General features: G+C 48.2%; 22 protein-coding genes. 18 read left to right on the top strand and 4 right to left on the bottom strand.

What is annotated here, in order from left to right; all coding sequences use genetic code 11:
- Nucleotides 1-2 precede the first annotated feature (2 nt).
- Entirely contained in the window at nucleotides 3-908 is a 906-nt protein-coding gene (gene prpB, locus ACWJJS_RS12415) for a methylisocitrate lyase (protein WP_003153200.1), read from the top strand.
- Nucleotides 909-935: 27 nt separating this feature from the next.
- Here the strand turns inward: prpB and ACWJJS_RS12410 are convergent, their stop codons facing one another.
- The gene (locus ACWJJS_RS12410; protein WP_007408378.1) at nucleotides 936-1,178 is read right to left on the bottom strand and encodes a DUF2627 domain-containing protein; all 243 of its coding nucleotides are present in this window, start codon (nucleotides 1,176-1,178) and stop codon (nucleotides 936-938) included.
- Nucleotides 1,179-1,331: 153 nt separating this feature from the next.
- On the opposite strand from ACWJJS_RS12410, the gene ACWJJS_RS12405 reads away from it, so the two are divergent.
- The 8 genes from ACWJJS_RS12405 to ACWJJS_RS12370 all read left to right on the top strand — a co-directional run bounded on the left by ACWJJS_RS12405 (nucleotide 1,332) and on the right by ACWJJS_RS12370 (nucleotide 11,364).
- Nucleotides 1,332-3,401, top strand: a complete 2,070-nt coding sequence (locus tag ACWJJS_RS12405) for a sigma-54 interaction domain-containing protein (protein ID WP_007612462.1) — start codon at nucleotides 1,332-1,334, stop codon at nucleotides 3,399-3,401.
- A gap of 122 nt (nucleotides 3,402-3,523) precedes the next feature.
- The gene (yqiS, locus tag ACWJJS_RS12400) at nucleotides 3,524-4,417 is read left to right on the top strand and encodes a phosphate butyryltransferase (RefSeq protein WP_454023612.1); all 894 of its coding nucleotides are present in this window, start codon (nucleotides 3,524-3,526) and stop codon (nucleotides 4,415-4,417) included.
- Between the two features lie 13 nt (nucleotides 4,418-4,430).
- Entirely contained in the window at nucleotides 4,431-5,525 is a 1,095-nt protein-coding gene (bcd, locus tag ACWJJS_RS12395; protein WP_003153209.1) for a branched-chain amino acid dehydrogenase, read from the top strand.
- A gap of 17 nt (nucleotides 5,526-5,542) precedes the next feature.
- A complete protein-coding gene (gene buk, locus ACWJJS_RS12390; protein WP_094247799.1) occupies nucleotides 5,543-6,658 on the top strand; it encodes a butyrate kinase in 1,116 nt (371 codons plus the stop codon).
- Nucleotides 6,648-8,069, top strand: a complete 1,422-nt coding sequence (lpdA, locus tag ACWJJS_RS12385; RefSeq protein ID WP_017418112.1) for a dihydrolipoyl dehydrogenase — start codon at nucleotides 6,648-6,650, stop codon at nucleotides 8,067-8,069. The genes buk and lpdA overlap by 11 nt, the downstream gene beginning before the upstream one ends.
- Nucleotides 8,070-8,091: 22 nt before the next feature.
- Nucleotides 8,092-9,084, top strand: a complete 993-nt coding sequence (locus ACWJJS_RS12380) for a thiamine pyrophosphate-dependent dehydrogenase E1 component subunit alpha (protein WP_071391643.1) — start codon at nucleotides 8,092-8,094, stop codon at nucleotides 9,082-9,084.
- A 12-nt stretch (nucleotides 9,085-9,096) separates the two neighbouring features.
- Complete coding sequence (gene bfmBAB / locus ACWJJS_RS12375; protein ID WP_003153216.1) at nucleotides 9,097-10,080, top strand: 3-methyl-2-oxobutanoate dehydrogenase subunit beta; 984 nt, start codon at nucleotides 9,097-9,099, stop codon at nucleotides 10,078-10,080.
- Nucleotides 10,081-10,101: 21 nt separating this feature from the next.
- The gene (locus ACWJJS_RS12370) at nucleotides 10,102-11,364 is read left to right on the top strand and encodes a dihydrolipoamide acetyltransferase family protein (protein WP_069473498.1); all 1,263 of its coding nucleotides are present in this window, start codon (nucleotides 10,102-10,104) and stop codon (nucleotides 11,362-11,364) included.
- A gap of 43 nt (nucleotides 11,365-11,407) precedes the next feature.
- Here ACWJJS_RS12370 and ACWJJS_RS12365 read toward each other — a convergent pair whose 3' ends face one another.
- Complete coding sequence (locus ACWJJS_RS12365; protein WP_167860269.1) at nucleotides 11,408-12,304, bottom strand: YegS/Rv2252/BmrU family lipid kinase; 897 nt, start codon at nucleotides 12,302-12,304, stop codon at nucleotides 11,408-11,410.
- Between the two features lie 177 nt (nucleotides 12,305-12,481).
- Here ACWJJS_RS12365 and brxB point away from each other — a divergent pair, with 177 nt between their 5' ends.
- The 6 genes from brxB to ACWJJS_RS12335 all read left to right on the top strand — a co-directional run bounded on the left by brxB (nucleotide 12,482) and on the right by ACWJJS_RS12335 (nucleotide 16,998).
- On the top strand, nucleotides 12,482-12,919 hold the full coding sequence (gene brxB / locus ACWJJS_RS12360) for a bacilliredoxin BrxB (protein ID WP_003153223.1): 438 nt from the start codon (nucleotides 12,482-12,484) through the stop codon (nucleotides 12,917-12,919).
- Between the two features lie 244 nt (nucleotides 12,920-13,163).
- Nucleotides 13,164-13,931: a transporter substrate-binding domain-containing protein gene (locus ACWJJS_RS12355; RefSeq protein WP_003153224.1), complete on the top strand. Its 768-nt coding sequence runs from the start codon at nucleotides 13,164-13,166 to the stop codon at nucleotides 13,929-13,931.
- Between the two features lie 61 nt (nucleotides 13,932-13,992).
- On the top strand, nucleotides 13,993-14,652 hold the full coding sequence (locus ACWJJS_RS12350) for an amino acid ABC transporter permease (protein WP_069473495.1): 660 nt from the start codon (nucleotides 13,993-13,995) through the stop codon (nucleotides 14,650-14,652).
- Entirely contained in the window at nucleotides 14,645-15,367 is a 723-nt protein-coding gene (locus ACWJJS_RS12345) for an amino acid ABC transporter ATP-binding protein (protein ID WP_003153229.1), read from the top strand. Before ACWJJS_RS12350 ends, ACWJJS_RS12345 begins: the two co-directional genes overlap by 8 nt.
- A 76-nt stretch (nucleotides 15,368-15,443) precedes the next feature.
- Nucleotides 15,444-16,397 carry an aromatic acid exporter family protein gene (locus ACWJJS_RS12340; RefSeq protein WP_003153231.1) on the top strand — a complete coding sequence of 318 codons (954 nt, stop codon included), beginning with the start codon at nucleotides 15,444-15,446 and terminating at the stop codon, nucleotides 16,395-16,397.
- A 70-nt stretch (nucleotides 16,398-16,467) separates the two neighbouring features.
- Nucleotides 16,468-16,998: a L,D-transpeptidase gene (locus ACWJJS_RS12335; protein ID WP_003153233.1), complete on the top strand. Its 531-nt coding sequence runs from the start codon at nucleotides 16,468-16,470 to the stop codon at nucleotides 16,996-16,998.
- A 13-nt stretch (nucleotides 16,999-17,011) separates the two neighbouring features.
- On the opposite strand, the gene prli42 is transcribed toward ACWJJS_RS12335, so the two are convergent.
- The gene (gene prli42 / locus ACWJJS_RS12330; RefSeq protein ID WP_007408390.1) at nucleotides 17,012-17,107 is read right to left on the bottom strand and encodes a stressosome-associated protein Prli42; all 96 of its coding nucleotides are present in this window, start codon (nucleotides 17,105-17,107) and stop codon (nucleotides 17,012-17,014) included.
- Nucleotides 17,108-17,200: 93 nt separating this feature from the next.
- On the opposite strand from prli42, the gene mce reads away from it, so the two are divergent.
- Genes mce through ACWJJS_RS12315 form a run of 3 tightly spaced genes read left to right on the top strand, consistent with a single transcriptional unit; the run spans nucleotide 17,201 to nucleotide 20,271 of the window.
- The gene (gene mce, locus ACWJJS_RS12325; protein ID WP_278071157.1) at nucleotides 17,201-17,629 is read left to right on the top strand and encodes a methylmalonyl-CoA epimerase; all 429 of its coding nucleotides are present in this window, start codon (nucleotides 17,201-17,203) and stop codon (nucleotides 17,627-17,629) included.
- Nucleotides 17,616-19,139, top strand: a complete 1,524-nt coding sequence (locus ACWJJS_RS12320; protein WP_454023611.1) for an acyl-CoA carboxylase subunit beta — start codon at nucleotides 17,616-17,618, stop codon at nucleotides 19,137-19,139. Before mce ends, ACWJJS_RS12320 begins: the two co-directional genes overlap by 14 nt.
- Nucleotides 19,140-19,155: 16 nt before the next feature.
- Entirely contained in the window at nucleotides 19,156-20,271 is a 1,116-nt protein-coding gene (locus tag ACWJJS_RS12315; protein ID WP_003153237.1) for a tripeptidase T, read from the top strand.
- A 113-nt stretch (nucleotides 20,272-20,384) separates the two neighbouring features.
- On the opposite strand, the gene ACWJJS_RS12310 is transcribed toward ACWJJS_RS12315, so the two are convergent.
- Nucleotides 20,385-21,221, bottom strand: a complete 837-nt coding sequence (locus ACWJJS_RS12310) for a membrane protein insertase YidC (RefSeq protein ID WP_015240168.1) — start codon at nucleotides 21,219-21,221, stop codon at nucleotides 20,385-20,387.
- Nucleotides 21,222-21,250 lie beyond the last annotated feature (29 nt).

Genomic DNA, 21,250 nt, shown 5'->3' with positions numbered 1-21,250 from the left:
ACATGACGTGGATCGTCAGCAAGCAGTCGTCTCAAGAGGAGCTTGCAGAGCGGTTCCGTACGCTGATGGCAGCGCCGGATCTATTGCAGATTCCCGGCGCTCACGATGCGATGGCCGCTCTTATCGCCAAGAAAACGGGTTTTTCGGCTCTTTATTTATCAGGCGCGGCTTACACGGCGAGCAGAGGGCTGCCCGATTTAGGCATCATCACGTCGGCGGAAATGGCTGAACGGGTTAAAGATCTGGTCCGCTCGTCTGATCTGCCCGTCCTCGTCGATATTGACACGGGTTTCGGAGGCGTGCTGAATGCCGCCCGGACGGCGAAAGAAATGTATGAAGCGCGCGCGGCCGCCGTCCAAATGGAGGATCAGCGCCTGCCGAAAAAATGCGGACATCTGAATGGGAAGCAGCTCGTGCCGATTGAAGAAATGGCGCAAAAAATCCAAGCGGTCAAGCGGGCCGCGCCGACTCTTCTTGTTGTTGCGAGAACAGACGCCAGACAGCAGGAAGGGCTGGAGGGGGCATTAAAAAGGGCGTCCGCTTATATAAAAGCGGGTGCTGACGCTGTTTTTCCGGAAGCGCTCCAATCCGAAAGTGAATTCAGAGCGTTTTCCAAACAAATCAGTGTGCCGATTCTCGCAAATATGACTGAATTCGGACAAACGCCGTATTACAGTGCTGATGAATTTTCCGATATGGGCTGTCAGATGGTCATTTACCCGGTCACGTCACTCAGAACGGCTGCCAAGGCTTTTGAGCGTATTTTCCGCCTTCTGAAAGAAGAAGGCTCTCAAAAAGAGGGGCTTTCGGATATGCAGACGAGAAAAGAATTATATGAAACGATCGCTTACGATGACTATGAAGAACTGGATCAATCCATTGCCAAAACGATACTGCCGGACGACTGAAAAAGCCCTTTTTTGCAAGGGCTTTTTTTACAGCTTTTTTTTCCTGAACCGCGGGCTGACTTGATTGCGTTTCCGATCTCTGTACAAAATAAACCCGGCCAGAACATAAAGGCCGAACAAAAAAAACGCCAATCCGGCCGCCCCCTGAAGAAAAAGGGACGGAAACGGGGAAAACGCATGCCCGAATAATGCATCTCTCATCAGCTTAATGCCGAGCGCCGCGACAGCGCCGGGGAGGACCAGAATCAAAAGCGCAACAAGCCGGCTCATATTCAGAAAACCCCTTTACGATATGATTTCCTTTATTGTCCAATCGAAAAAATATTTTGTCAAGAGATCAAAACGTGGTAACATAGGGGTTGTGCAAATTATTGCAACGGGAAATACAGGTGTGCAAATTTTTTCATATAAAGGGGTATCGGGATGCAGAAGGTGCTGATTATAGGTGCTGGTAAAGGAGGCACGGCGCTCCTACAGATTTTGATGAAAACAAAACTGATCCGGATTATTGCGGTGGTTGATCAAGATCCGGAGGCGCAAGGGCTGCAAGAAGCCCGGAGATATGGAATTGCAACCTCATCAGATTGGAAACCCTACATAACTGAAGATATAGATATTATCATCCATACAACAGGCGATAAAGCGGTCATGGATGAGCTGCTCCATGAGAAAAAAGAACAAACCATCGTCATGCCGGGAAAATTGGCGTACATGGTGTTTCAGCTGATGGAGGAAAAACAGCAGCTTATCCAAATGCTGAAGTCGCAGACGTATAAGCATGACCGCATTTTTAATTCAACGCACGACGGTATGATTTTTATAGACGTCAACGAAACGATCATTTTATTTAATCAGATGGCAGAAAAAATGGTCGGCCGAAAACGGGAGGATGTCATCGGCCGCCAAATTAAAGATGTAGTGCCGAACACAAAGCTGCCGCGGATTCTGGAAACGAGAGAGCCGGAATATAACCAGAAGCAGCTTCTCGGCAAGCACCTGCAGATTGTCACGACAAGACTGCCGATCATTGATGAAGGCGGAAAACTTCTCGGCGCGTTATGCGTGTTTAAAGACATCACCGACGCAGTTGAACTGGCGGAAGAGGTCACGAACTTAAAACAAATCCGCACCATGCTTGAAGCGATTATTCAATCGTCAGACGAGGCCATTTCCGTCGTTGATGAAAACGGCATCGGAATGTTAATCAACAAAGCGTATACAAAAATGACCGGGCTGTCAGAAAGCGAAGTCATCGGAAAACCCGCTTCCACCGATATCTCAGAAGGGGAAAGCATGCACCTGAAAGTATTGGGGACAAGGCGGCCCGTTCGGGGTGTGAGGATGAAGGTCGGCCCCAATAAAAAGGATGTCATCGTAAATGTTGCCCCCGTTATTGTGGACGGTATTTTAAAAGGCAGCGTCGGCGTCATCCATGACGTGTCAGAAATTAAAACGCTGACTGCTGAGCTGAATCGGGCGCGCCAGATCATCCGCACGCTTGAAGCGAAATACACGTTTGACGACATTATCGGCACGAGTGAACAAATGCTGGTCGCCCTTGAACAGGCGAAGCTCGGGGCGAAAACGCCGGCGACGATTCTGCTGCGGGGAGAATCCGGCACAGGAAAAGAACTTTTCGCCCATGCCATCCATAATGAAAGCGACCGAAAATACAATAAATTCATCCGGGTCAATTGTGCGGCCCTGTCTGAATCCCTGCTTGAATCCGAGCTTTTCGGCTATGAGGAAGGCGCGTTTACGGGTGCGAGGCGCGGGGGCAAAAAAGGACTTTTTGAGGAAGCGAATAACGGCAGCATTTTCTTAGATGAAATCGGAGAGCTGACCCAAAGCACCCAGGCAAAGCTGCTCAGAGTTCTGCAGGAAAAAGAAATTATCAGAGTCGGCGGCGCTAAAGCGATTTCTGTCAATGTCAGAATTATCGCAGCGACAAACGTCAACATCGAAAAGGCCATGGCGGAAGGCGCGTTCCGTGAAGACCTGTATTACCGGATTAACCGCTATCCGATCTCAATCCCGCCGCTTCGGCAGCGCAAAGAAGATATTGAAGCGCTGAGCATTCGGCTCATTGAAAAAATCAATCAGGATTACGGCCGCAATGTAAAGGGGCTCACGCCGAACGCGCTGCGAGCTTTATCAGCCTACAGCTGGCCGGGAAACGTACGGGAGCTTGAAAATGTTCTCGGACGGGCAATGATATTTTTAGAGCCGCACATGGAACGGATCGAACAGCAGCATCTGCCTGTTTTCGAATCAGAGCTGAATGAAAAAAACGGCACCCAAAGTGATTTTCCGGATGTAGAAGGGGAAAAGCTGTCTCAGGCTGTTGAAAAATTTGAAGCGCACGTCATTCAAAAAACGCTTGAAAAGCATAAATTCAACCGAACCAAAACGGCGAAAGCGCTTGGTGTCAGCATTCGGAATCTGTACTACAAAATGGACAAGTACGGCCTTGCAAATGACGGCATGCAATAAGTTGCAGAGAAAGCGCAAACAGCTGCATGTGTTCTTGAAAAAAGCCGGAATAAACCCTTTCGCATATTTGGCACGGAACTTGCATTGTTAAAAGCGGATTCGCACAAGAAAGGTGGTACAAAATGAAGCTGAAAGACCTAGTTGAAAAAGCCGCGGCAAAAAACGCAAAAACCATTGCAGTGGCCCACGCAGCACATAAAGAAGTGATCCAGGCCGTCAAAATGGCGGCAGAACACTTGTCGGCACGATTTTTACTGACGGGTGACAGCGGAAAGCTGAAAGAGCTTCTGGCAAATGAGCCGAAGTTCAATGCTGACATCATCCACGCCGATTCACCAGAAGAATCTGCGGCAAAAGCAGTGCGCGCAGTGCGTGAACAAGAGGCGGACGTTTTAATGAAAGGGAATCTCCCGAGCTCAACTCTTTTGAAATCGGTTTTAAACCGCCAGGAAGGGCTTCGTTCAAAAAGGGTGTTATCACATGTAGCCGTTTTTGAGGTGCCGGACTATGACCGGCTGATGTATGTGACTGATTCAGCGCTGAACATTGCCCCGTCTCTTGAAGAGCTCGGGCATATTCTGCAAAATGCGGTTCATGTCGCACATTCAGTAGGGAACCCTATGCCGAAAGCCGCAGTCCTTGCCGCTATTGAAACGGTTAATCCGAAAATGGAGGCGACGCTGAATGCGGCTGCGATCGTCCAGATGTGCAATAGAGGACAGATTACCGGCTGCATTGCGGACGGACCGCTTGCTTTGGATAATGCCGTATCCCAAGCGGCTGCGCTGCAAAAAGGGATTTCCGGAAGCGTAGCGGGCCAGGCGGACATTCTCTTGGTTCCTTCAATCGAGGCCGGAAATATGCTTTATAAGTCAATGATTTATTTTGCGAAAGCAAATGTTGCTGCCGTCATCGCCGGTGCAAAAGCGCCGATTGCATTAACGAGCAGAGCGGATACCGCAGAAAATAAACTGTATTCAATTGCGCTTGCGATTTGCGCATCACAAGAACAGTAGGAGGAACGAACCTATGGAAATTTTTAAATATATGGAGACTTACGATTACGAACAATTGGTATTCTGCCAAGATGAACAATCCGGATTAAAAGCGATCATTGCGATTCATGATACGACGCTCGGCCCTGCACTCGGCGGAACAAGAATGTGGACATATGACAGTGAAGAAGCGGCGATTGAAGATGCACTGAGACTCGCAAAAGGCATGACTTATAAAAATGCGGCTGCCGGTTTAAACTTAGGCGGCGGGAAAACCGTTATTATCGGAGACCCGCGCAAAGATAAAAATGAAGAAATGTTCCGCGCGTTCGGCCGCTACATCCAAGGCTTAAACGGAAGGTATATTACGGCGGAAGACGTCGGCACCACCGTTGAAGATATGGACATTATTCATGATGAAACAGACTATGTAACCGGAATTTCTCCGGCATTCGGTTCATCAGGAAATCCGTCCCCGGTTACGGCGTACGGCGTCTACAAAGGGATGAAAGCCGCAGCGAAAGCGGCGTTTGGCACTGATTCACTGGAAGGTAAAACAATTGCCGTGCAAGGCGTGGGAAATGTGGCTTACAATCTATGCCGCCACCTTCACGAAGAAGGCGCTTCTTTAATCGTAACGGATATCAATAAAGAATCTGTTAAACGTGCCGTTGAGGACTTCGGCGCCCGCGCAGTTGATCCCGGCGACATTTACTCACAGGCGTGCGATATTTATGCCCCATGTGCTCTCGGCGCCGTCATTAACGATGACACGATTAAACAGCTGAAGGCGAAAGTCATTGCGGGGGCGGCCAATAACCAGCTGAAAGAAACACGTCACGGCGATACCATTCATGAAATGGGAATCGTGTACGCTCCGGATTATGTTATCAATGCAGGCGGCGTCATCAATGTGGCCGATGAGCTTTACGGCTACAATGCTGAGCGGGCTTTAAAAAAAGTTGAAGGCATCTATGCAAACATTGAGCGGGTGCTCGATATTTCCGCGCGTGACGGCATTCCGACATACTTAGCGGCCGACCGTCTGGCTGAGGAACGAATTGAACGCATGCGCCGTTCAAGAAGCCAGTTTCTGCAAAACGGCCAAAGTATATTAAGCAGACGATAGGAATTCGATCTGGAGGTATGAAAATGTTCGAAAAGGAAAAACGCATTCTCATTCTGAATCCAGGCTCAACATCAACGAAAATCGGTGTCTTTCACAATGAACGCTGTATCTTTGAAAAGACGCTGCGGCATCCCGAAGAAGAGCTGAAAACATTTAACGGCATTATCGACCAGTACGAATTTCGAAAAATAAGCATTCTTGAGTCTTTGCACGAACAGGGCATCAACATTTCAAAGTTTGATGCCGTTTGTGCCAGGGGCGGCCTGCTCAGACCGATTGAGGGCGGCACATATGAAGTGAATGACGCCATGATCACTGATTTGAAAAACGGCTACAACGGCCAGCATGCTTCTAATCTGGGCGGAATTATTGCCAGGGAAATAGCTGACGGACTAAATATCCCCGCGTATATCGTCGATCCGGTCGTGGTGGATGAGATGACTCCGCTCGCTAAAGTATCAGGGATGCCTGAAATCAAGCGGAAAAGCATTTTTCATGCTTTGAACCAAAAAGCTGTTGCCCGTCAGGCGGCGGCGTCCCTCGGCAAACGGTATGAACAGATGAAGATGATCGTCACTCATATGGGCGGCGGCATCACAGTCGGTGTCCATGATTGCGGACGGGTGACGGATGTCAACAACGGGCTTCACGGAGAAGGGCCCTTCAGCCCGGAGCGCGCGGGAACCGTTCCTGCGGGTGATTTGGTGGAGATGTGTTTTTCCGGCAAGTATTCAAAAGCCGATATGATGAAAAAACTTGTCGGCACGGGCGGACTCTCCGGCTATCTGGGGACAACGGACGCGGTGAAGGTGGAAAAACGCATTCAGGCCGGAGATGAGCATGCGAGGCTCATTTATGACGCCATGGCTTATCAAGTAGCAAAAGAAATCGGGGCGGCAAGCGCCGTATTAAAAGGAAAAGTAGACATTATCGTCCTGACGGGCGGATTGGCGTACGGGAAAAGTTTCGTATCCGCCATCAGATCGTACATAGATTGGATTTCGGATGTACTGGTGTACCCGGGAGAAAATGAACTGCAATCTCTCGCGCAAGGCGCGCTTCGGGTTTTAGCCGGTGAGGAGCAGTCAAAGCAATATCAGATCGGCGAAGGAGTGAAAACAAATGGCGACTGAATATGATGTGGTCATTCTGGGCGGCGGGACGGGCGGTTATGTAGCCGCCATCAGAGCGGCCCAGCTCGGCTTAAAAACGGCCGTTGTAGAAAAAGAAAAGCTCGGCGGAACATGCCTGCATAAAGGATGTATCCCGAGTAAAGCGCTGTTAAGAAGCGCGGAAGTGTACCGAACCGCAAAGGAAGCGGCAGCATTCGGCATTGAAACGGAAGGTGTCTCCCTCCGCTTTGACAGCGTGCAAAAACGAAAGCAGGGAATCGTTGACCGTCTGGCCGGCGGTGTCGCCCACCTGATGAAAAAGGGGAAGATTGATGTATTCAACGGGTACGGACGTATGCTCGGCCCTTCCATCTTCTCACCTCTTCCCGGTACGGTTTCTGTCGAATACGCAAATGGTGAAGAAAACGACATGCTGATACCGAAACAATTGATTATCGCAACCGGTTCAAGGCCGAAAATGCTGCCGGGTTTAGAAGCAGACGGTACATATATTCTGACATCAGATGAAGCGTTAGAGCTTGAGCGTCTGCCCAAATCCATGATGATCGTCGGCGGCGGTGTCATCGGAATTGAATGGGCATCCATGCTGAACGATTTCGGCGTCAATATCACTGTGATTGAATATGCGGACCGCATTTTGCCGACTGAAGACCGTGATATTTCAAGCGAGATGGAAAAACTGTTAACGAAAAAAGGAATTAAGATCGTAACGGGTGCGAAAGTGCTTCCGGATACATTGGAAAAAGCGGACGGCGTTTCAATTGCCGCTGAAAAGAATGGAAAAAAAGAAACGTATCACGCGGAACAAATGCTTGTTTCCATCGGCCGCCAGCCGAACATTGAAGGGATCGGCCTTGAAAACACGGATATTGAAGCGGAAAACGGTTCTATCATCGTGAACGAAGCCGGGCAGACGAAGGAATCGCACATTTATGCGATCGGTGATGTTGTCGGCGGTCTTCAGCTTGCGCATGTGGCCTCCCGTGAAGGCATCATTGCTGTTGAGCATATGGCGGGTCTAAATCCGGCTCCGCTTGATGCCGCTCTTGTGCCGAAATGCATTTATTCAAATCCGGAAGCGGCGAGTGTCGGTCTGACAGAAGAGGAAGCAACCCGAAAAGGACATGAACTGAAGATCGGGAAGTTTCCGTTCATGGCAATCGGAAAGGCTCTTGTATACGGAGAAAGCGATGGCTTTGTTAAAATCGTCGCCGATCGGAATACAGATGATATTCTCGGTATTCATATGATCGGCCCGCACGTCACCGATATGATCTCTGAAGCGGGGCTTGCCAAGGTGCTCGACGCGACGCCTTGGGAAATCGGCCAGTCCATACATCCGCATCCGTCGCTTTCAGAGGCGATTGGAGAAGCTGCGTTAGCCGCAGACGGAAACGCGATTCATTTTTAAAAGGAAAGAAGGAGGGGTTTGAATGACTACAAACCGCCATCAAGCATTAGGGCTCTCTGACGAAGAAGCCGTTGAAATGTATAGAACCATGCTGTTAGCCAGAAAAATCGACGAAAGAATGTGGCTCTTAAACCGCTCGGGCAAAATTCCGTTCGTTGTTTCATGTCAAGGACAGGAAGCGGCTCAAGTAGGCGCGGCCTATGCTTTAAACCGTGATACCGACTATGTGCTTCCTTACTACAGAGATATGGGAGTTGTGCTTGCATTCGGTATGACTGCAAAGGACTTGATGATGTCCGGTTTTGCGAAAGCGGCTGACCCGAACTCAGGCGGAAGGCAGATGCCTGGCCACTTCGGGCAAAAGGAAAACAGAATCGTAACGGGCTCATCCCCTGTGACAACGCAGGTGCCTCATGCAGTCGGAATCGCGCTTGCGGGACGCATGGATAAAAAGGATATCGTCTCTTTCGTTACCTTTGGAGAAGGATCTTCCAACCAGGGGGATTTTCACGAAGGGGCAAACTTTGCCGCCGTGTATAAATTGCCGGTCATTTTCATGTGTGAAAACAATAAGTATGCTATTTCTGTTCCGTATGACAAACAGGTGGCGTGCGAAAATATTTCCGACCGGGCGGCAGGCTACGGCATGCCGGGAGTCACAGTTGACGGAAATGACCTGCTGGAAGTTTACCGGGCCGTGAAAGAAGCGCGCGAACGGGCATCTAAAGGCGAAGGTCCTACATTAATAGAAACGGTTTCCTACCGGTTGACGCCGCATTCCAGTGATGACGACGACAGCAGCTACAGAGAACGCGAAGAAGTAGAAGAAGCAAAGAAACAGGATCCGCTTCTTTTATACAAAGCATACTTGCAAGAAGCCGGGCTTCTAGATGAAGAAGAAGAAAAGACCATGCTGGATGACATCATGGCTATCGTAAACGAAGCGACAGACGAAGCGGAGAAAGCGCCATACGCATCTCCTGAATCAACGCTTGATCACGTTTATGCGAAGTAGGGAGGAATACTTATGTCTGTAATGTCTTATATTGACAGTATTAATGCAGCAATGAAAGAAGAAATGGAAAGAGATCCGCGCGTTTTTGTTCTCGGGGAAGATGTCGGGAGAAAAGGCGGCGTGTTTAAAGCCACGGCGGGTCTCTATGAACAGTTCGGAGAAGAGCGGGTGATGGATACGCCGCTTGCGGAATCAGCGATTGCCGGTGTCGGGATCGGCGCCGCGATGTACGGCATGCGCCCGATTGCCGAGATGCAGTTTGCCGATTTCATTCTGCCTGCGGTCAACCAAATCATTTCAGAAGCGGCCAAAATACGCTACCGTTCAAACAATGATTGGAGCTGTCCGATGGTCATCAGAGCGCCTTACGGAGGCGGCGTGCACGGCGCGTTGTATCATTCCCAGTCTGTGGAGGCCATTTTTGCCAACCAGCCGGGTCTTAAAATTGTCATGCCTTCAACTCCTTATGACGCAAAAGGGCTGTTGAAAGCCGCAGTCCGTGACGAAGATCCGGTGCTGTTTTTCGAACATAAGAGGGCGTACCGTCTGATTAAAGGCGAAGTCCCTGCGGATGATTACGTCCTTCCGATCGGAAAGGCGGATGTAAAACGCGAAGGCAGCGACATTACTGTCATTACGTACGGATTATGCGTCCATTTCGCTCTGCAGGCTGCCGAGCGTCTTGAAAAAGACGGAATTTCCGCGCACGTATTAGATTTGCGTACGGTTTATCCGTTAGATAAAGAAGCCATCATTGAAGCTGCGTCTAAAACGGGAAAAGTATTGCTGATCACAGAAGATACGAAAGAAGGCGGTATTATGAGTGAGGTCGCCGCCATTATTTCTGAAAACTGCTTATTTGATTTAGACGCGCCGATCAAGCGGCTTGCAGGTCCTGATGTTCCGGCAATGCCTTATGCGCCGACAATGGAAAAATACTTCATGATGAATCCTGACAAAGCAGAAGCCGCGATGAGAGAATTAGCGGAGTTTTAAAGACGTAAGGAGGTTTTTGACATGGCGATTGAACAAATGGCTATGCCTCAGCTCGGAGAGAGCGTGACGGAAGGGACGATCAGTAAGTGGCTGGTATCCCCCGGTGATCAAGTGAATAAATATGACCCCATTGCGGAGGTCATGACGGATAAAGTGAATGCGGAGGTGCCGTCTTCTTTTACCGGTACGATTACAGAACTTGTAGGAGAAGAAGGCCAGACTCTTACAGTCGGCGAGATCATCTGCAAAATTGAAACGGAAGAAACGGAAACCGAAGAGGCGCCGAAGCGGGAAGAAGAGCAGAATACCCCTTCAGACACCGATGCAAACCGTAAAGGTAAAGACCAGTCAAATAAAGCGCGTTATTCGCCGGCCGTGCTCAGATTAGCGGGAGAACACGGCATTCAGCTTGAAGAAGTTGAAGGAACGGGCGCAGGCGGAAGAATTACGCGAAAAGACATTCAAAAGATCATTGATTCGGGAATGCAGCAGAAGTCGGAAGCACCGGCGCCGGCTGCCGTTCAAACAACGCAACAAGCGCCGAAACAACAGCAAAAACAAGCGCCGGCGCCAGCTCTGTCAGCCGGTGATATTGAGATTCCGGTTACAGGCGTCAGAAAAGCCATCGCCGCCAATATGCATAAAAGCAAAACAGAAATTCCGCACGCCTGGACGATGATGGAAGTCGACGTCACGAACATGACGGCGTACAGAAACAGCATAAAAGACTCATTTAAACAGAAAGAAGGCTTCAATTTAACATTTTTCGCTTTCTTTGTAAAAGCGGCGGCGCAGGCTCTCAAAGAGTTCCCGCAGATGAACAGCATGTGGGCGGGAGACAAAATCGTCCAAAAGAAAGACATCAACATCTCCATTGCCGTTGCCACGGAAGATTCGCTGTTTGTTCCGGTTATTAAGCATGCTGATGAAAAAACGATTAAAGGCATAGCCAGAGAAATAACGGACCTTGCGAAAAAAGTGAGAAACGGAAAACTTACCGCGGAAGATATGCAGGGCGGCACATTTACCGTCAATAACACGGGATCTTTCGGCTCAGTTCAATCTATGGGCATTATCAACCATCCGCAGGCGGCCATTCTTCAGGTAGAATCAATCGTCAAACGTCCGGTTGTCATGAATAACGGGATGATCGCAGTGCGTGATATGGTTAATCTTTGCCTGTCTTTAGATCACAGAGTGCTTGACGGGCTCGTATGCGGCCGATTCCTCGGACGCGTCAAAGAGATCTTAGAAAACATTGATGAACATACTTCCGTCTATTAAAAAAACTCCTTTTGCCCGGGCGGCAAAAGGAGCTTTTTTATTTTCATTGTGAGTCCTCGGGAACAAGCATAGTGAGATGACGTTTTTTCACTTCGATCGTACAAGGTGTTGTTCCGTATACCTCGCCATCTGTATCCGCGTCCATTTCACGTCCGGTTTCGATTTCAATCCTCGAGGCCTGAATATAGGACAGCTCCCCTTTGAAATCATCAAATGAACCCTGCTCCATCGTCATCAGCTCCCGCAACGCGGCAAGGCTTGTGTTGCGGCAGATTAACACATCGGCTAAGCCGTCCCGGAGGCTGGCATCAGGCAGGGGAACTCGGTTTGTCCCGATATAATGCCCGTTCATGACAAGCACCATTACGGCTTCGTCTTCTTTCACCTCGCCGTCAATCGTCAATTTGACAGGGAACGGGTTCGCGCTTGTCATCGTTCGCAAGGCGCTCGTGAAGTAGCTGATTTTACCGAGCCATGCTTTTTCAGTTTCATTGATATGGCTTGATGCTTCAGTGATCAATCCGATGCCCCAAAAGTTCAGAAAATAGCCGTCATCCGTTTTACAGACGTCAATCATCCGTTTATGTCCGGCCGCGAGCGCTTCAGCGGCCTTTTGAAGGTTTTGCGGGATGCCGAGCGCCCGTGAGAAATCGTTGCACGTTCCTCCCGGCAAAATGCCGACAGCGGGCCTGTGATCAAGTTTGCTGATGCTGTTGATGCATTGATGCACAGTGCCGTCTCCGCCTAAAATATATAAATGGTCAACTGAACTGTCGAGATTTTCACAATACTGACGGGCATCATCCTGATGTTTGGTCGGTTTAATCAAAAGTTCGTCAGCTGACTGGGCCAAAATGGGGACGACCGTGCCGAGCGTTTTATCAATCTGTTTTTGACCGGCGTTTCCGTTATAAATTAATACTGCTTTCCGTTGGCTCATACGACTGCTCCTTTATTTCAGACAATCTCTTTAACAAGTTTCCCGTTTTTAAAAGGTCATAAACTTACATCGGGTACATAAAAGGGACAAAAACAATTGGATATGAGCGGTGTCATTTGCCGATAGGGAGGTTCCTTGCTATCATAAGAAGAGATGATCAAAAAGGAGAGGTCCCAGTTGAATATGGATTTTAATTTATTTATGAATGATGTCGTGCGTCAAGCCCGCCAGGAAATCACGGCCGCCGGGTATACAGAGCTGAAAACCGCTGAGGAAGTGGACGAAGCGCTTTCGAAAAAAGGAACGACACTCGTTATGGTCAACTCTGTGTGCGGATGCGCAGGCGGTATTGCACGGCCTGCCGCGTACCATTCCGTACATTACGATAAACGCCCGGATCAGCTTGTGACGGTATTTGCCGGACAGGATAAAGAAGCGACAGCCAAAGCGAGAGAATACTTTGAAGGCTATCCGCCGTCCTCTCCGTCATTTGCCATTTTAAAAGACGGGAAAATCATGAAAATGGTGGAACGCCATGAAATTGAAGGCCATGAGCCGATGGCCGTCGTCACAAAACTGCAGGAAGCATTTGAAGAATATTGTGAAGAAGTATAAGTGAAAGAAAAACCCCGGAGCCGAGCGCTTCCGGGGTTTTTTATATGGAATCTGTATAAATATAAATATTTATACACCGGCGTTCAGCTGTCACTAATCGGAAAAACAATGACTATAATAAACACAGAAAGGAAAATATATTTTTCAAAAATAGTATTGCATCACAATTAAAAAGTGTTTAAAATACAAGTTGACGAATAAATATTCAAATTTAAGAGATCAGTAGATATGGGGGAAATGAATTATGAAGAAATGGCTGTTGGTATTAGCTGCCGCATGTATCACCTTTGCGCTGTCCGCCTGCGGATCAGGCAATTCAGGCTCAGAGGGCGGAAAGAACAAGCTGATTATGGGTACATCGGCTGACTATAAACCATTTGAATATAAAGACGGCGATCAGATCACCGGGTTTGACGTTGATCTGGCAAAAGCTCTGGGCAAAAAGACCGGCTATGACGTTGAGGTGCAGGACATGGACTTCAACAGCCTGATTACAGCCTTAAAGTCCAAGCAGGTAGATATGATTTTATCTGGAATGACACCTACGCCGGAACGGAAAAAGCAAGTTGATTTTTCTGATATTTATTATACTGCTAACAATATGATCGTTACGAAAAAGGGAAGCAGCATTAAATCCCTGAATGATCTGAAAGGCAAAACCGTCGGTGTTCAGCTCGGCTCCATTCAAGAGGAAAAAGGCAAGAAGCTCGCTTCGAAATACGGTTTTCAGCTCGAAGACCGCAACCGGATCTCAGACTTAACGGAAGAGATCAAATCCGGGCGTTTTGATGCCGCGATTATCGAAGACATCGTAGCACAAGGCTATTTCAGTTCAAATAACGATCTGCAGGGCTTTGCGTCAGCAGATGCGAAGTCAGACGAATCGGGCTCCGCGATTGCGTTCCGCAAAGACAGTGATCTGACAGCGAAGTTTAACAAAGCGCTGAAAGAAATGGAGAAAAACGGAGAAATCGAAAAACTGAAGAAAAAATGGTTCACCAACGAGAAATAAAAGAAAGCTCAACTTTTCGTTGAGCTTTTTATCTTGAATAAAGACAAAGGAGATCACACGTATGAATTTGGATTTCTCAGCGACAATCCCCCAAATTCCTTTTATATTGGAAGGCCTTGCGGTCACATTAAAAATTGTGCTCGTTTCAGCGGTCATCGGTCTTGTATTAGGAATCGTGCTCAGCTTATTTAAAATCAGCATGATCAGTCCGCTGAAATGGATTGCGGATTTTTATACTTCGATATTCCGCGGCACGCCGCTCGTGCTGCAGCTGATGATCATCTATTTCGGTATGCCGCAGCTTCTCGGCTTTCAGATCGATCAATTTTGGGCGGCGGTCACCGCATTATCGCTCAATTCAGCCGCTTACGTCTCTGAAATTATCAGAGCGGGAATCAACGCAATTGACAAAGGACAAAAAGAGGCTGCCGTCGCTCTCGGCGTGCCGTACGGAAAAATGATGAAAGATCTGCTGCTGCCGCAGGCGTTTAAAAACATTTCTCCGGCTATTATTAACGAATTAATCACCTTGACGAAAGAATCGGCGATCGTCACGGTAATCGGTCTCGGAGACATTATGAGACGGGCCTACCAGTCCGGCGCCGCAACATACAACTATTTAGAACCTCTTATTGTGGCGGGCTTAATCTATTACGTGCTCGTTTTGATCTTAGCATTCATCGGAAAAGGCGTAGAAAGGAAGCTGAAAGCCAATGATTAAGGTCGACAACCTGTCAAAATCATTCGGGAAACATGAAGTACTGAAAAACATTTCAACACAGATCGAAGAAGGGGAAGTCGTCGCTGTCATCGGCCCTTCCGGTTCCGGCAAATCAACGTTTCTGCGCTGCTTAAATCTGCTGGAAACCCCGAGCGGCGGAACGATTGCCATTAAAGAAAACGAAATCACCGCAGCTAAAACGAATAAACTGAAAGTGCGGGAAAATATCGGCATGGTATTTCAGCATTTTCATCTGTTTCCTCATAAAACGGTGCTTGAAAATATCACATACGCGCCGGTCAGCGTGAAGAAAGAGTCTAAAAAGGAGGCGGAGGAAAAGGCATGCGCTCTCCTTGAAAAAGTCGGACTGCTTGACAAACGGAACGACTATCCGAACCGTTTGTCAGGCGGACAGAAGCAGCGGGTCGCCATCGCGCGGGCGCTTGCCATGAATCCTGACATCATGCTGTTTGATGAACCGACCTCGGCTCTTGACCCGGAAATGGTCAAAGAAGTTCTTGAGGTGATGAAAGAGCTCGCGCAGACGGGCATGACAATGGTGATCGTAACGCACGAAATGGGATTTGCCAAAGAAGTCGCAGACCGCGTATTATTTATGGATGAAGGGACGATCGTGGAAGACGGTCAGCCGGAAGAATTTTTTCTTTCTCCGAAGTCAAAAAGAGCACAGGACTTTTTAGAAAAAATATTATAAAATATAACTGTAAGAAAAGAAGAAGAATGCTCTTCTTCTTTTTTTTGAGAAAGAAACAAACAGAATGGAGCAAGCAATGTTTAAAATCGGTTACCGGACACTAAAGACCGCACTTGGAACGGCGCTGGCCATTTATTTAGCCCAGCTGTTGCATCTGCAAAACTTCGCATCCGCAGGAATCATCACCATATTGTGCATCCAGATTACGCAAAAGCGGTCGCTTCAGGCCTCGTGGGCCCGATTTGCCGCCTGTTTATTGGCGATCGTCTTTTCATATGTCTTTTTCGGACTGATCGGCTATTATCCGTTTGCGATCGGAATATTGCTGGTGCTGTTCATTCCGACTACAGTCGTTTTAAAAATAAATGAAGGGATCGTCACCAGTTCAGTAATCATTCTTCATTTATATATGTCCGGCGGCATTACGATGGCGTTTATCTGGAATGAGTTCCAGCTGATCACCGTAGGTATCGGCGTCGCGCTGTTAATGAATCTGTATATGCCGAGCCTCGACAGAAAACTCGCGGCGTACAGGAAAAAAATCGAGGACAACTTTTCCGTCATCTTCGCCGAAATCGAACGGTATTTGTTAACTGGTGAGCAAGATTGGACGGGGAAGGAAATACCGGAGACGCATCAGATGATTCAAGAGGCGAAAAACCTCGCCTATCGGGACGTGCAGAATCATATTTTGCGCCATGAAAATCTCTACTATCATTATTTTAAGATGAGACAGAAACAATTTGAAATCATTGAACGGCTGCTGCCGAAGATTACCTCTATTTCAATAACGGTGGAGCAGGGAAAAATAATCGCCCATTTCATCCATGAATTAAGGGAAGCCATTCATCCCGGCAATACCGCTCATAAATTTTTAAAAAGACTTGCAGAAATGAGAACGGAATTTGAAGAAATGCCGCTCCCGGCAACGCGCGAGGAGTTTGAAGCGCGGGCGGCTTTGTTCCACCTCCTCGGTGAGATGGAACAATATCTCGTGATTAAAAGTTATTTCAAAGGCATCAAGCTGTAAAAAAACATATGGATCAATCGCATGAGTCCTCCTTTCATTGGTCATTCTAATGAAAAAAGGAGGGGAGCCCATGCGATTTTTTTTATTGTCAGCCGCCCTGCTGCTGTCTCCGCTTTGGCCGCTTGGCGCGAACCCTTTGCCGGGTGACCCTTATATTATCGTCAATAAAGCCACAAATGCGCTTGCTGTTGTGAAGGATAACCGAATAGAAGGCATTTATCAGGTGGCGACGGGAAAAACGGATGATTTGACGCCTGAAGGAGAATTTACGGTAACGGTCAAAGCCGTCAATCCGTATTACCGGAAGAAAAATGTAGAGGGAGGCGCGCCGGAAAACCCGCTCGGCGTCCGCTGGATCGGCTTTGATGCGAAAGGAACCGACGGCAGGATATACGGCATTCACGGAACAAACAGAGAAGAGCTGATCGGGGGGTTTGTATCAAACGGCTGCATCCGTATGAAAAACCGGGATGTCATCCGTATTTTCCGGATTATCCCTCCCGGAACGAAAGTATTGATCACAAAAGAAAACCGCTCATTTGAGGACATTGCAATAGAGCGGAAAGCCCTCATAAAAAAGCAGGAAACCCCCTTGCAATGAGGCGCCTGCTTTTTTACCGCAAATACATCATAATACCTGAGAGGAGGGTTGAAAGTATAAATACGCCCAAAATGACGATGACGGCGCTTTTCATAAATTTTTGAGACATTGTTTCACTCCTTAAGATTACTGTCTACCATTTTAACGTGTTTTGCTTGTATGAACAAGCCATATCCTATGGCGGAAAGCAGGTGGCCGCGCTATGAAAAAACTTGATCATGTCGGCATTGCCGTCAGCTCTATTGAAGCCGCGAGAGGATTTTACGAACGGATGCTCGGGCTTACGTATATGGGAGACGAGCTGGTAAACGGCCAAAATGTGAGAGTTGCTTTTTTAAAAGCGGGAGGCACAAAGCTTGAGCTGATTGAGCCGCTGTCGGACGCGTCTCCCGTCAGCTCTTTTTTACAGAAAAGAGGCGAAGGGCTGCATCATTTGGCATTCCGCTGCGCCGATATGAAGGAAACGATCAAGGAGCTTGAATCATGCCGCATGACCTTGATTCATCATGAACCGCAAAACGGAGCGGGCGGGAAGAAGATCGCATTTCTCTCTCCAAAAGAGGCGAACGGGGTCCTGATTGAGCTTTGTGAAACAATTGAAAAAGGAGAAACTCAAGATGAGCATGAGTGATCATATCAGACACTTAAACGAAAGACGCTCCTTTTTAACAAACGGCGGCGGAGCGGAAAAAAATGAAAAACAGCACAAAAAAGGCAAGCTGACGGCAAGAGAAAGAATTGACTATCTATTGGACGAAGACAGTTTTTCAGAGCTGCAGCCGTTTGCCAAAAGCCGCACGCCCGGGTGCCAGAATGCTCCGGGAGACGGCGTTGTTACCGGATACGGCACAATTGAAGGACGGCCCGTGTATTTGTTTGCCCATGACTTTACCGTACTCGGCGGGACGCTCGGCGAGACACATGCGGAAAAAATCGCGGCGGTAATGGATCTGGCGGCGAAAAACAAAACCCCGATCATCGGGCTGAACGACTCAGGTGGTGCGAGAATTCAAGAGGGTGTGGTATCATTAAATGGATACGGTCATATCTTTAGGCGCAACGTCCTTTACTCGGGAGTGATTCCGCAAATTTCTGTCATCCTTGGGCCGTGTGCCGGCGGTGCTGTTTATTCACCCGCTTTGACGGATTTTGTGATTATGGCGGAACATACGTCGCACATGTTTATTACAGGCCCGAAAGTCATTGAACAGGTGACGGGTGAACAGATTGACGCGGAAAGTTTAGGCGGTGCGGGAATACATAATGTGATAAGCGGAAATGCCCACTATTCCGCACGAACGGAAAAAGAGGCACTTTCCGCTGTGAAAACCCTGCTTTCTTATCTCCCGCACGGCGGACAGACGGCATTACCCGTTAAAAAGGAAGACGCCAGACCGTTATTAAACACCCTCGTTCCCGCGGACAGTTCGAAACCTTACGATGTGTTACAGGTAATAAAAGAGCTGGCGGATGACGGAACGTTTTTTGACATTCAGCCGTATTTTGCCAAAAACATTGCTGTCGGTTTTCTGAAACTCGGACGGCGCACAGTCGGTGTTGTCGCAAACCAGCCGAAACACTTGGCGGGGAGCCTCACGATTGATGCCGCTGACAAAGCGTCGAGATTCATCCGTTTTTGCGACGCGTTTCATATTCCGCTATTGACGATCGCTGATGTTCCGGGATTTCTTCCGGGCCTTCAGCAGGAACATGCGGGAATCATCCGTCACGGAGCAAAATTGCTGTATGCTTTTGCCGAAGCGGCGGTGCCGAAAGTGACGCTCATCATCAGAAAAGCTTACGGAGGCGCCTATGTTGCCATGAATTCGAAAGGGCTCGGGGCAGATCTTGTATTCGCCTGGCCTAATGCGGAAATCGCCGTGATGGGAGCGGAAGGCGCGGCGTCGATTTTATACAGCAGAGACATACAGGCTTCTGGCGACCCGGAGAAGACGAAGCGCGAAAAAAAAGCCATATACGAAAAGGAAAACGCCGGTCCGTATAGAGCGGCGGCCTGCGGAATGGTGGATGATATCATCCGGCCGGAAGACTCGAGGAAAAAATTGATTCAGGCATTTGACATGCTTGCGCATAAGGAAGAGGAAAGACCGAAAAAAAAGCACGGTAATATACCGCTTTAAACGGAGGGAACTGAAAATGGTAAATGAAAAACGTCTGCTTGAAGAATTTCTTGAACTCGTTCAAATTGATTCAGAGACAAAACATGAAGCGGAAATCAGCAAGGTGCTCAAACAAAAATTCACTGATTTAGGATTGAGCGTAAAAGAAGATGATACAAAAGAAGTGACCGGGCATGGAGCCGGCAACTTAATCTGTACGTTAAAGGGCACAAAAGATGCGGATACGATTTATTTCACATCGCACATGGACACGGTTGTTCCGGGCAAAGGCGTTAAGCCGATTGTGGAAGACGGCTATGTAAAATCCGACGGCACGACGATTCTCGGCGCTGATGATAAGACGGGTCTTGCCGCAATGTTTGAAGCCATTAAAGTGCTGAAAGAACAAAACATCGAGCACGGCACCATTGAATTCATTATCACGGCCGGAGAAGAATCGGGATTAGTCGGGGCAAAAGCAATGGATCGTTCAGACATTACCGCGAAATACGGTTTTGCGCTTGATTCAGACGGAAAAGTCGGCAACATTATTGTAGCCGCGCCGACACAAGCGAAAGTGAGAGCAACCATTTTCGGGAAAACGGCTCATGCGGGAGTGGAACCGGAAAAAGGCATCTCCGCGATTACCATCGCATCAAAAGCAATCTCTAAAATGCCGCTCGGCCGTATTGATAAAGAAACAACGGCTAATATCGGCCGTTTCGAAGGCGGCACGCAAACCAATATCGTCTGCGACCAGGTTGATATTCTGGCTGAAGCGCGTTCATTAGTGCCTGAAAAAATGGAAGCGCAAGTGCAGAAAATGAAAGAAGCTTTCGAATCTGCTGCAGCTGAGATGGGAGGCCGCGCGGAAGTGGACATCGCGGTCATGTATCCGGGTTTCAAATATCAGGACGGCGATCAGGTTGTGGAAGTCGCGAAAAAAGCAGCGGCAAAAATCGGCCGTCCGAGCGAACTTCAGACAAGCGGCGGCGGAAGTGATGCAAACGTCATTGCCGGCCACGGCATTCCGACAGTCAACCTGTCAGTAGGCTATGAACAAATCCATACGAAAAATGAAAAAATGCCGATTGAAGAGCTCGTCAAAACGGCGGAAATGGTCGTTGCCATTATCGAAACAGCGGCCAACTAAAAACGAAGCACCCAGTTGATTGGGTGCTTTTTTCATTCTTCATGATAATTGGCGTAAAGCTTCGCAGATACAAGAAAAAACCCTGCCGGATAGGTTCCGGCAGGGTTTCAGTATTATGATTTGGCGGGCTCCGCCTGAGCCGCAGCCTGTTTCTTTTTATGATGCGTCTGCTGTAAAAGTACGTTCTGCACTGTCAAAAACAGTCCGCTTGTAAACCAGTAAAGCGGCAGCGCAGCCGGTACGTTAAGCGAAAAAACGGTCATCATGACAGGGAAAATAAAGACCATGATTTTTGCTGACTGCATCGCGGCCGGATTTTGAGCAGCCGGTGAATATTTCTCGTTTAATTTTTGGGAAATATAAGCCTGTAAGAAATACATGGCCCCCGCGCACAGTGATACAAGAATATCAGAATGCCCTAAGCTGAACCACAGAAATGAGTGTGAAGCGATTTCCGGCGTTGAGCGGATGGCGTAATAAAAACCGATCAAAATCGGGAATTGCACCAGCATCGGAAGACATCCCATTGCCATCGGATTCAGATTGTGCTCACGGTAAAGCTTCATCATTTCCATTTGCAGTTCTTTTTGTTTTTCCGCATCTTTCGTTTGTTTTATTTTAGCCTGGATGCTGTCGACCTGCGGTTTGATCACAGCCATTTTTTCCTGGAACACCCGCTGTTTCTTAAATTGGTTCACAAACAAAGGCAATACAACGATCCGGACGATAATCGTCACTAGAATAATCGACAGTCCGTACTCACCGTGGAACAGGCCCGCCACCCCTTTTAAAAGTGCCGAAAACGGCTCGATCAGGTAATCGTGGAAAAAACCGATATTCCCGAGGCCTCCCGTCTGAGTCTGAGATGTCGCGGCAAAAGCCGAGCGGCCTGTGCACAGTACGATAAAAAACAATCCGAATGCAATCCATTTTTGATATGTTTTAGACAATTATGTCTCCTCCTTTTTATCTTCACTTG

It is taken from the genome of Bacillus sp. JK106, from assembly GCF_053663355.1.
This window is presented reverse-complemented; position numbering and strand designations above follow the sequence as displayed.